The organism is Cupriavidus sp. R6-3 (assembly GCF_059772245.1).
This window is the reverse complement of record NZ_JCBAJO010000043.1, coordinates 18208-29051: the sequence shown is the minus strand read 5'-3', so window position 1 is coordinate 29051 and position 10844 is coordinate 18208. Positions and strand designations below refer to the sequence as shown.

At 67.5% G+C, this 10844-nt stretch carries 8 protein-coding genes, 1 tRNA gene and 1 pseudogene; all 10 read left to right on the top strand.

The window, feature by feature from the left end; genetic code table 11:
- Positions 1–234 (top strand): helix-turn-helix domain-containing protein (locus AC6EI8_RS10250; RefSeq protein ID WP_498381864.1); only part of this gene is annotated, 234 nt, incomplete at its 5' end.
- Between the two features lie 66 nt (positions 235–300).
- A tRNA-Phe gene (locus tag AC6EI8_RS10245) sits at positions 301–376 on the top strand.
- Positions 377–1213: 837 nt separating this feature from the next.
- Positions 1214–2041, top strand: a complete 828-nt coding sequence (locus tag AC6EI8_RS10240) for a DUF2243 domain-containing protein (RefSeq protein WP_226107836.1) — start codon at positions 1214–1216, stop codon at positions 2039–2041.
- Between the two features lie 107 nt (positions 2042–2148).
- Positions 2149–2406 (top strand): annotated as a pseudogene (locus tag AC6EI8_RS10235) (type II toxin-antitoxin system RelE family toxin); the annotation flags it as partial.
- On the top strand, positions 2387–2713 hold the full coding sequence (locus tag AC6EI8_RS10230; RefSeq protein ID WP_149317442.1) for a helix-turn-helix domain-containing protein: 327 nt from the start codon (positions 2387–2389) through the stop codon (positions 2711–2713). The pseudogene AC6EI8_RS10235 and the gene AC6EI8_RS10230, both read left to right, overlap by 20 nt.
- 313 nt (positions 2714–3026) lie before the next feature.
- A complete protein-coding gene (locus AC6EI8_RS10225) occupies positions 3027–5240 on the top strand; it encodes a DUF6351 family protein (protein ID WP_265633010.1) in 2214 nt (737 codons plus the stop codon).
- 184 nt (positions 5241–5424) lie between these two features.
- A complete protein-coding gene (locus AC6EI8_RS10220; RefSeq protein ID WP_498381863.1) occupies positions 5425–7419 on the top strand; it encodes a sensor histidine kinase in 1995 nt (664 codons plus the stop codon).
- Positions 7409–8806 (top strand): sigma-54-dependent transcriptional regulator, encoded by a 1398-nt coding sequence (locus tag AC6EI8_RS10215; protein ID WP_498381867.1) that lies wholly within the window; start codon positions 7409–7411, stop codon positions 8804–8806. The genes AC6EI8_RS10220 and AC6EI8_RS10215 overlap by 11 nt, the downstream gene beginning before the upstream one ends.
- 460 nt (positions 8807–9266) lie before the next feature.
- On the top strand, positions 9267–9536 hold the full coding sequence (locus AC6EI8_RS10210) for a MoaD/ThiS family protein (RefSeq protein WP_149317445.1): 270 nt from the start codon (positions 9267–9269) through the stop codon (positions 9534–9536).
- A gap of 181 nt (positions 9537–9717) precedes the next feature.
- On the top strand, positions 9718–10842 hold the full coding sequence (locus AC6EI8_RS10205; RefSeq protein WP_149317446.1) for a WD40/YVTN/BNR-like repeat-containing protein: 1125 nt from the start codon (positions 9718–9720) through the stop codon (positions 10840–10842).
- Positions 10843–10844: the final 2 nt, after the last annotated feature.

Here is a 10844-nt window from a genome sequence, read left to right as displayed (position 1 = left end):
GGCACGCCGCAGCGCGTACCCGAAGCCGAAATGCAGTTCTCCTTCGACATGCCGCTGCGCGAGGCGCGCGACATGTTCGAGCGCGCCTACTTCGAATACCACCTGCTGCGCGAGCACGGCAGCATGACGCGCGTGGCCGAGAAGACCGGCCTGGAGCGTACCCACCTGTATCGCAAGCTCAAGCAGCTCGGCGTCGAGCTGAGCCGCAACAAGCCGGAGCCGGCCGAGCAGTAAGGATGACGATTCGGCGCGGCGGGGGGTTGACCAGTCCCATGCCCGCTGTTATAGTTTCGCTTCTTTGGCCCGGTAGCTCAGTCGGTAGAGCAGAGGATTGAAAATCCTTGTGTCGGCGGTTCGATTCCGTCCCAGGCCACCAGGTTGAAAGGAAAAACGGACGCTTCGGCGTCCGTTTTTCATTGGTGCCCTGATCTTTGGTGCCCTGATCTTTGGTGCCCTGATCTTTGGTGCCCTGATCTTTGGTGCCCTGATCTTTGGTGCCCTGATCTTTGGTGCTTCGCTTTTTCGGGCTTCCCGGGGCCATGCAATGTGGCCGCGGCGTTCCAGCGTCAAGCCGCCTGCGCTCACCATCCCGGCCCCGCTCCTGCGCCGCAATGCTCACGCTTCGTGCTGGGCAGCCACGTGCATCACGATTACCACGTCCGCTGGCAAAGCTTACAAGCGTTGGTATGTCTTACCCTGCCGGCAACGTTTCCTCCCGCGACACCGACGGACCCGTACCCATCGCAGCGCTCCAGGCCATTGGCCATCGCATGGGAACGCCGATTGCATATTGACGACGGCCCCCGACCGCGGGGTTCATGTCAGCGCTACGGGGACTTAGCGCACCGCTGGAGGAAAACAACATGAAAACAATGGCATCCATTACCGCCCTGGCTGTTGCCATGGCATGCGGACTCGCCGGCTGTACGGCCGCCGGCAGCGGCACCGGGTCAGGATCCGGCTCCGTTTCCGGCTCGGGCGCCGTGACGCCGACCGACTCGTCACGGACGGGCACCGGCACGGGAACCAGCACGAGCGGCAGCTCGTCGGGCACCTCGAGCGGATCCGCCACGGGTACGAGCGGCACCCGCTGAACGCCGCTGTCCATCCGCGACGACAAGTCGCTTCAAGCGGGCCCCATCGGCTGACGTCGGTGCGGCCCGCTTGGCTTTGAGCCGCCACCGCGTCCGACTCGATTCGAAGGAGCGTTGCCATGCCGACCGCCCACGTCGTCTCCGCCGATACCGTCCACCCCCGCGCCTTCGCATGGGCTGGCTATGCGCTGGGCTTCGCGATGAGCGGCTTCTTCGACGGCATCCTGCTGCATCAGGTCCTGCAGTGGCACCACCTGCTGTCCGGGATCGAACGCGGCGCACTCGGCGACCTGCGCGTGCAGGTGATGGCCGACGGGCTGTTCCACGCGCTGATGTACGTGATCGCCGCGATCGGGCTGTGGCTGCTGTATCGAACGCGCGAGGCCTTCGCGATTCCCCATGCGCCTCGCCGCCTGCTGGCGGACTTCTGGATCGGCTTCGGCGTCTGGCACGTCGTCGACGCGGTGCTGTCGCACTGGATCACCGGCATCCACCGCATCCGCATGGACTCGCCCACTCCGCTGCTGTGGGATCTGATCTGGCTGTTCCTGTTCGGCGTGATCCCGCTGCTGGTCGGCATCCGCATGCGCAGGACGGGGACCGCGGCGAGCCCCGGCGCCGGCCCGCGCGGCCCAGGCATCGCGGCCAGCTGGGTCGCCGCCATCCTGGTCGGCGGCGCGCTGCTCGGCGCCGCGCTGAACCTGTTCCCGGTACGCGCCGCGCCCAACGACAGCACCACCGTGGTGCTGCGTCCCGGCGCCGCGCCTTCGCAATTGTTCGCCGCGCTCGAGGGCACCGATGCCCGCATCATGTGGACCGACGCGCGCGGCGGCGTGTGGGTGCTGACCGGCGCCGAAGCGGTGGACCGCCTGCGTCTGTACCGGCATGGCGCCATGTACGTCAGCGGGACGATGGCGCCGGCGGGGTGTTCGGCGTGGGTTCGTTAGCGCGATCGCCTGTCCGCACACGGTCTCATCGACGTCGACAGTTCAGAAGCTATAGTCGCTTAAAACTTATAATCGACTTATAATGCAGGATCGGAACAATCGCGTGGATGAACGCGATCAACTGGACCTGCAAGGCGGCCAAACAGCTGCGCACAATGGACAAGCTCCAGCAACGGGCCATTGTGGAAGCGGTCGGCGCACTGCATGCGATGCCCCAATGCCAGAACGTCAAAGCCCTGAACAACCATACCTACGGCTACCGATTGCGCGTGGGCAACCATCGCGTGCTGTTCGACTGGGATGGCCGCATCAGGATCGTCGAGATTCAAGAAGTGAGGAAGCGCGATGAACGCACCTACCAGCATCCAGGTCCTGCTGAACCCCGATGGCAAGCCGGCCTTTGTCGTCATCCCCTATCAGGACTACATCGCTCGCCACGCCGAGGAACGGAGTCTGATTCCGCATGCCGTGATTCAGCGCACGGTCGAGGGCGCAACGCCCGCGCGAGCCTGGCGCGAACATCTCGGACTGACCCAGGCCGACGTCGCGGCGCGTATCGGCATCTCCCAGTCGGCCTACGCGCAGCAGGAGCGCAGCGAGCGTCTACGCAAATCGACGCGAGAAAAGATTGCCGTGGCGCTGGGCATTCAGCCACAACAGCTCGACTTTTGATCGCCGCACACCCGTGCCGGACCTCCCTCGAACCGCACCGCAACAACCCCACCGACGCGACTTTCCGCACGCCGCCCGCTCGCGGCTGTGCGGATTCCCATCCATGTCTGCCCCGATGCAGACATTGCCCCCACGCAAAAGTGCTTGTGTTTCAGAGGCTTAGTCTCCGCCACCGACCGAGGCGTGCAGTGGCACGCCCATTGCAACGCTGGCGCCTCGCAAGCTGCCGCGACAGACGGCAGACGCGCTGACCGCTCCCGTGCGGAGCGTGGAAAAGGCAATGCCTGCGAGGCCGGCCAAACAGGAGACAACGATGCGGCAAACAGCAGCTCGGTGGAAGCGGCCGTCCTTGGGGACTGGCGCGATGGTGGCGGCATTGCTGGTCGCCGGATGCGGCGGCGGTGACGATGGGGGTGGCGGCAACCTGCAGCCGCAGAGCGCCGAGAACGCGCCCGGCCTGGGCCTGGGACATCGGGCGACGGTCGAGGCGACCGTGCTGTCCTCCGCGCCCGAACGCGTGACGGGCGGCGATGCGCTGATCCGCCTGAGCGCCAGCGAGCGCGCACCGGGCAAGAAATTCAAGGTCAGCCTCAACGGCGTCGATGTCAGCGACGCCTTCACGCCGACCGCCGACCGCGAGGCGCTCGGCATCGTCAGCGGGCTCAAGCTCGGCGAGAACACGCTCGAGGTCAAGCACGGCCCCGCGCGCACCACGCTGACGCTGACCAACTATCCGATCACCGGCCCGGTGTTCTCCGGCCCGCACGAGCGTCCCTACATCTGCGCGACGCAGAACTTCACGCTGCCGGACGGCAGCAAGCTCGGCGCGCCGCTCGACGAGAACTGCTCGGTCGAACGCCGCGTGCACTACGTCTACCGCTCGACCGCCAACAGCTTCAAGCCGTTGCCGACGCCGGTCGCCGCCTATCCGGCGGATGTGGCCAGCACCACCAACAACGCCGGCGCGACCGTGCCCTACATCGTCCGCGTCGAGACCGGCACGATCAATCGCGCGATCTACCAGACCGCGATCCTGCACGACCCGCTGAAGGACGCCGAACCGACGCCGCTGGCCCCGCCCTCCGGCTGGAACCGCAAGGTCATCTATCCGCTCGGCGGCGGCTGCCAGGGGGGCTGGTACATGCAGGGCACGCCGGTCGCGGTGCTGAACCACAACTACCTGCGCAAGGGCTACGCGGTGGCCAGCGCCTCGCTCAATACCTTCGGCAACAACTGCAACGACCTGCTGTCGTCCGAGACCATCGCGATGGTCAAGGAACGGCTGATCGAAAACTACGGCACGCCCTTCTTCACGATCGGCACCGGCGGCTCGGGCGGCGCCTACCAGAGCCACCAGACCGGCGACAACTATCCGGGCCTGTTCGACGGCATCATCGTGACCTCGGTGTTCCCGGACGTGACCTCGTCGACGATCTTCAAGCTGCACGATTCGCGGCTGCTGCACCTGTACTTCACGCAGACCGCGCCAGGGCAATACAGCGACGCCCAGCGCTCGGCGATCTCCGGCTACCTGAAGCCGGGCAACATCGCCGCGATGAGCAGCAGCGCGGGCCGTCTCGATCCGGTGGTGTCGTTCCCGGCAGGCTTCCCGGCCGACCAGAAATACCATCCGGTCAACAACCCGACCGGGGTGCGCGCCACCGTCTACGACCACACGGTCAACGTCTACGGCAAGGACGCGCGCGGCTTCGCCAAGCGGCCGATCGACAATGTCGGCGTGCAGTACGGCCTGAAGGCGCTGAACGACGGCATGATCACGCCGGACCAGTTCATCGACCTGAACGAGAAGATCGGCGGCGTCGACGTCGACTTCAAGAAGATCGCGCAGCGCACGGTCGGTGACCTCGACGCGATCGCACGCGCCTACCAGTCGGGCCGCATCACGTCGACCGGCGGAGGCCTGGCGACCACGCCGATCATCGATCAGCGCGACTACTACGACGACCGCGTCAACGGCGACATCCACAACAAGATCCACAGCTACTCGGTGCGCGCGCGGCTGATCGCGGCCAACGGGCATGCGGACAACCAGGTCATCGTCGGACCGGGCACCATCCGTGACGACAACTTCGACCAGATGGACCGCTGGCTGACGGCGATGCTGCGCGACACCGGCCCGGGCAGCAAGGCCGAGAAGGTGGTGCGCAACAAGCCGGCCGACCTGGTCGATGCGTGCTGGGACGCGGGCGGCAACAAGATCATCGAGCCGCAGACCGCGCACGGCCCGGGCCAGTGCAATACCTTGTATCCGGCCGGCACCACGCCGCGCATGGTCGCCGGCGGCCCGCTGGCCGACGATATCGTCAAGTGCCAGCTCAAGCCGGTCGATCCCGCGGACTACAAGGTGATGATGACGCCGGCGCAACTGGCGCGGCTGCAATCGATCTTCACGACCGGGGTCTGCGACTGGTCGCGGCCGGGCGTCGAGCAGCAGCCGTTGAAGGGCACGTGGCTGTCGTTCGGTCCGTCGCCGGTCAATCTGCTGTTCGATGTAACGCAACCTTGATCGGCGCGGCCGTGATGGCCGTGTCAGCCCGAACTGCCCCTTGACGAGGCAGGCGCCGATGCATCGACGACCCGATGCATCGGCGCGCCTGATGTTTACGCCGATTGACGCGCCGGGGTGCGGCTTTGCCTAATGGCCGGTCGTTGGCCGGCGCATGCCGCCGGTATCCCTTCCGCGCATCGATATGACGGACTCCTCCGCGACTTCTGCAGCGACGCCGGCGATGCCGCCTTCGGCATGGCCGCGCGGACGGGCACGCCGCGCGGCCACGATCGCCGCGGTCTGCGCGGTGATGGCGGCCGGTGTCACGATCGCCTATCTGTGGGGCGAGCGCGTCGGCATCCGCGCGCAGCGCGATGGCACCGCGCACCGCATCGAGGCCTATATCGGCGGACTGCGCAGCGAGATGCGCCGCTACGAATATCTGCCCGCGGTGGTCGCGCTGAATCACGACGTGCAGCGCCTGCTGCGCGAACCCGATACACCGGGCCTGCCGATGGCGGCCAACCGCTTCCTGGCCGAGGTCAATGCCGCCGCCAAATCGACCGCGATCTACGTGATGGACGCCCACGGCCTGACGCTGGCCGCCAGCAACTGGAACGAGGCGGCCAGCTTCGTCGGCATCAACTTCTCGTACCGGCCGTATTTCCGCGACGCGATGCAGGGCAAGCCGGGCCGCTTCTATGGCATCGGCACCGTCAGCCGCGAGCCGGGCTACTACTTCTCGCAGCCGATCGTGCGCGAGGGCGCGCTGCTCGGCGTGGCCGCGGTCAAGGTCAATCTCGACAAGATCGACGAGCCCTGGCTCGCCAACGACGACCGCATCCTGGTGGTCGACGCCAACGGCATCGTGTTCCTGAGCTCGCAGCCCGACTGGCGCTTCAAGTCGCTGCGCGAGCTGCCCAGCGAGACGCGCTGGCAGCTCGCCTCGACGCGGCAATACTCGACCGTCGATTCGCTGGAGCCGATCGGCTTTCGCGAACAGCGCCGCTTCGCTCCCGACATCAGCGTGGTGCAGATGCCGGACGGCGACGAATTCCTCGCGCAGAGCCGCCGCATTCCCGATACCGACTGGCGGCTGATCGTGCTGTCGGACATGGAGCCGATCCGCACGCTGGCGCGCAACAGCGCGGTGATCGGCGCCTTCGCGCTGGGCTTTCTGCTGCTGCTGATCCTCTACGTGCTGCAGCGCCGCCGCGCGGCCGCGCAGAACCGTGCCGCCAAGGAGGCGCTGCAGCGCGCGCACGACGAGCTCGAACGCAAGGTCGCGATGCGCACGCAGGCGCTGTCCGGCTCGAACCTGAAGCTGCAGAAGGAGATCGCCGAGCGCAAGCGCGCCGAGCAGGTGCTGAAGGCGGCGATGGACGAGCTGGTGCAGGCCAGCAAGATGGCCGCGCTCGGGCAGATGTCGACCGGCATCACGCACGAGCTGAACCAGCCGCTGGCGGCGCTGCGCACGCTGTCGGCCAACACCATCGTGTTTTTTCGCCGCGGCCAGACCGAGGCGGTCGAGACGAACCTGAACGTGATCTGCCAGATGGTCGAGCGGATGGGCAAGATCACCGCGCAGCTGAAGAAATTCGCGCGCAAGACGCCGGTGCAGTCGGTGCCCACGCCGGTCGGCACGGTGATCGCCGACGCGCTGTTCCTGCTCGATTCGCGCATTCGTGCCGAGGGCGCGGAGCTGGTGGTGTCGGTGCCCGAGCCGTCGCCGCTGGCGCTGTGCGAGGGCAATCGGCTCGAGCAGGTGCTGGTCAATCTGCTGTCGAACGCGCTCGATGCGATGAAGGACGCCAACGCGGACGCCGCGCAGGACCCGGTCGCGCGCGTGCTGGAAATCCGCGCGCACGCCGACCCGCAGTGGGTCACGATCGAGGTGGCCGACCGCGGCTGCGGCATCGACGACGACGTGATGCCGCGGCTGTTCGAGCCGTTCTTCACCACCAAGGAGCAGGGCGTGGGCCTCGGCCTCGGGCTGGCCATCTCCGCCGGCATCGTGCGCGAGTTCGGCGGCACGCTGCGCGCGGAGAATCGCCGTGCCTTCGAGGTATCCAGCCACGTGTCCACCGACGTGTCCGGCAACGTGCCGGGCCAGGCGGCGGATCACAACGACATCGCCGGCGCCCGCTTCATCATCCAGCTGCCCGCCGCACAGGAGACCCATGCCGATGCGAACTGACCTGTCGGTCCTCTACGTCGAAGACGATGCCGCGGTGCGGCTGGGCAGCACGCAGTCGCTGCAGATCGCCGGGCTGTCGGTGGAGGCGTTCGGCTCGGCCGAACAGGTGCTGCATCGCCTCACGCCCGGCTTTGCCGGCGTGCTCGTCACCGATGTGCGCCTGCCCGGCATCAACGGCCTGGCGCTGCTCGACAAGGCGCTGGAGATCGATGCCGCGCTGCCGGTGATTCTGGTCACCGGCCACGGCGATATCTCGATGGCGGTGCAGGCGATGCGCCGCGGCGCCTACGATTTCGTCGAGAAGCCGTACTCGCCCGGCGAGCTGACCGAGGTGGTGCAACGCGCGATGGAAAAGCGCGCGCTGACGCTCGAGGTCGAGGCGCTGCGCCGGCAGCTGGCCGACACGCAGGCGATCGAGGCCAAGGTGATCGGCCGCTCGGCGGCGGTCGAACGGCTGCGCAAGCTGATCCTCGACCTGGCCTGCACCGATGCCGACGTGCTGATCCTCGGCGAGACCGGCACCGGCAAGGAACTGGTGGCGCGCTGCCTGCATGAATACGGTCCGCGCCGGCAGGGCAACTTCGCCGCGCTCAATTGCGGCGGCGTGCCCGAATCGCTGTTCGAGAGCGAGGTGTTCGGCCACGAGTCCGGCGCGTTCACCGGCGCCGCGCGGCGGCGCGTCGGCAAGATCGAATACGCGCAGCGCGGCTCGCTGTTTCTCGACGAGATCGAGACCATGCCGATGTCGTTGCAGATCAAGCTGCTGCGCACGCTGCAGGAGCGGCAGTTCGAACGGCTGGGCTCGAACACGCTGCTGCCGATGGATTGCCGCGTGATCGCGGCCACCAAGGTCGATCTGCTGGCGCTGTCGGCGGAGCAGCGCTTCCGCGCCGATCTGTACTATCGCCTCAACGTCGCGGTGATCGACATCCCGCCGCTGCGCGAGCGGCGCGAGGACATTCCGCTGCTGTTCTCGCACTTCCTGCTGCAGGCCGCGCTGCGCTACGAGCGGCCGGTGCCGGAGGTATCGCCGCAACATATGCGCGAGCTGATGATGCATCCGTGGCCGGGCAATGTGCGCGAGCTGCGCAATGCCGCCGACCGCTTCGTGCTGGGACTGCAGGGCGGCAACACGGGCCTGCTCGCCACGGGCAATCATGGCAGCGGCAACGGCACCGGCAATGGCGGCGCCAGCGAGGCGCGTTCGCTCGACGAGCAGGTCGCGGTGTTCGAACGGCATCTGATCGAGGAAGCGCTGCGTGCCGCGTCGGGACGCATGGCGGCGGCGAGCGATCTGCTGCGCGTGCCGAAGAAAACGCTATACGACAAGATCAAGCGGCTCGGCGTCAATCTCGAGGCATTCCGCTCGACCGCGGGCACCGACTGAGAAGCCGCATCGCCGGTACGCGCCGATGCTGTTCACAGCGGGGCCGTCCACATTGCCTTCGTCCACATTGGCGTCGTCCACATCGGACCTGTCGACATTGCGCATGTCCACATCGACGTCCACATCGAGCACATCCACTTTCCGCCTCGCCTGTCGCCAGTTCGACCGAGTCTTGCTAGACTGCGTGCGCGCATGGGTCGCGGGGATGGAAGGCTGAAAACCATGCGCACTTCGGTGCCGGGCCTGGCTGTCTGCCGGCGCCGTCGCAGCGGTAACACGACGTGAAAAAAAGACAGGACTGCCAGGCGGCGTCTTTGTCGCGACAGCGGCAAAGACGCCGGTTCTGACGGCGCTGTCCACATTCGAGCGGGCCGCATTTCGCAGCATTCTTCCTTCCCGCGCAGCGCCGAGCGCCTACACTGTAGTGACCGTTTTTTGCGCTCCCCACCACCGCTGCACCATGGCCCATATCACCTTCGCGCCGGCGATCCAGCGCCATGTCCCCACGCCGGACCGTCACCTGTCCGCCGCCTCGGTGCGCGCCGCGCTCGACGCGGTGTTCGCCGAGCAGCCCGAGTTGCGCGGCTACATCCTCGACGACCAGAACCAGTTGCGCCGCCATGTGACCGTCTTCATCGACGGCACCATGATCCGCGACCGGCAACGGCTCAGCGATGCATTGCGCGAAGACAGCAAGGTGTACGTGGTGCAGGCGCTGTCCGGTGGATAGCAGCCGGGGCGCAGGCACAAGGCCCGAGGCGAGTCGACGTTCCGCGCATCGACATTTCGCGCATCGGCACGTCACGCATCAATCCATCACGCATCGATGCTTCACACCGCGAGCTTCACGCTCCGGCAGCCAACGCGCCGACGGCCACGCGACCGGCGGCCGATACCAGGAGACCTGAACGATGAACGACCGACTTCTCGTGGCCACGCGCAAGGGCCTGTTCGAAATCGAACGCCAGCCCGATGGACGGTGGCAGCAAACCCAGGTGCATTTTCTCGGCGAGCCGGTCAGCATGGTGCTGTCCGACCCGCGTGACGGCACGCTCTATGCCGCATTGAATCTGGGCCACTTCGGCGTCAAGCTGTGGCGCCGCGCGCGCGGCCAGAACGAGTGGACCGCCTGCGCGGTGCCGGTCTATCCGCCGCAGCCGGAAGAGCAGGCCGCGGCCGCCAACGCCCCCACGGACCCGGACGCGCCCAAGCCCGCGCCCTGGTCCCTGCAGCAGTTGTGGGTGCTCGAGGCGGGCGGCGCCGACGAGCCCGGCGTGCTGTGGGCCGGCACCATTCCGGGCGGCCTGTTCCGCTCCGGCGATGGCGGCGCAAGCTGGGCGCTGAACCGGCCGCTGTGGGACCGGCCCGAGCGCGCCGAATGGTTCGGCGGCGGCTACGACTATCCCGGCATCCATTCGATCTGCGTCGATCCGCGCGACAGCCGCCATGTGTCGGTCGCGATCTCGTGCGGCGGGGTCTGGCAGACCCGCAACGGGGGCGACAGCTGGGAGGCCACCACGCGCGGCATGAAGGCGGGCTATATGCCGCCCGAGCGCAGCGAGGACCCCAACATCCAGGACCCGCACTACATGGTGCAATGCCCGGCCCGGCCCGATGCGCTGTGGGTGCAGCATCACGACGGCATCTTCCGCTCCGAGGATGGCGGCGCCAGCTGGCGGCGTATCGAAGGCGGGCCGTCGAAGTTCGGCTTTGCCGTCGCGGTGCATCCGCGCGATCCCGAGACCGCGTGGTTCGCGCCGGCGACCAAGGACGAATGCCGCGTGCCGGTCGACGGCAGGCTGGTGGTGTCCCGCACGCGCGACGGCGGCCGCAGCTTCGAGGTCTTCGACGAAGGCCTGCCGACGCCGCCGGCCTACGACCTCATCTATCGCCACGGCCTGGCGGTCGACGACAGCGGCGATCGGCTGGCGATGGGCTCGACCACCGGCGGCCTGTGGGTCTCGGAGAACGGCGGCGAACGGTGGGCGTGCGTGTCGGCGCATCTGCCGCCGGTCTATTGCGTGCGCTTCGGCTAGCG